This window comes from Vibrio sp. 1-Bac 57 (genome assembly GCF_037546855.1).
In the GTDB taxonomy this organism is placed as follows: Bacteria; Pseudomonadota; Gammaproteobacteria; order Enterobacterales; family Psychromonadaceae; genus Psychromonas.
Genome location: NZ_JALAAC010000105.1, coordinates 1 through 718, shown reverse-complemented (window position 1 = coordinate 718; position 718 = coordinate 1). Strand labels below are relative to the sequence as shown.

Annotated in this window: 2 tRNA genes; both read left to right on the top strand. The window is 37.6% G+C overall.

What is annotated here, in order from left to right:
- Positions 1 to 92: 92 nt before the first annotated feature.
- Positions 93 to 169, top strand: a tRNA-Ile gene (locus MT391_RS20705).
- Positions 170 to 215: 46 nt separating this feature from the next.
- Positions 216 to 291 (top strand) — tRNA-Ala (locus tag MT391_RS20700).
- Positions 292 to 718 lie beyond the last annotated feature (427 nt).

Here is a 718-nt window from a genome sequence, read left to right as displayed (position 1 = left end):
TCGGCCAAAGTTTTTGCTTCGCAAATACTTAGTGAGTGCCCACACAGATTGTTTGATTAGAAAGTGAAGAGACGTATAGATAGACTCTAGATGGGTCTGTAGCTCAGTTGGTTAGAGCGCACCCCTGATAAGGGTGAGGTCGGCAGTTCGAATCTGCCCAGACCCACCAATTTCTTGTAAAATGAAATTGGATTTCTATTTATATACACCATGTTGGGGCTATAGCTCAGCTGGGAGAGCGCCTGCCTTGCACGCAGGAGGTCTGCGGTTCGATCCCGCATAGCTCCACCACTCATTCTTAATAAGAATAAGTGTCCAACATGTTAGAAGCCTTAGATAAGTTACCCTATTTATCTAAGGCTTTTTTTAACGAAAAAGTCTGCTCTTTAACAATTAGGAAAGCTGATAAATGTTCTTATTTATCGCACAAAAACAATGACACTTCGGTGTTGATTGGTGTGATAAATAAAACGAAAAAGTTTATGTTTCACTTAGTGAAATATAAACAGTTCTCAGTGTTTAAATTAACTGTTCGTAGTTAAATTAGATACTGTAATCAAGCAAAATAAAAAGCACATTACATGCAAATGTAATGAGTACGTATCTACTTAGTTATTCGTAACTAATAGGTGCACGAAAAACGATTGTTTTTCATATGTAAATATGAGTCACAAGCGTCTTGGAAACAACATACGATATCTAACGTGTTTAGACACTG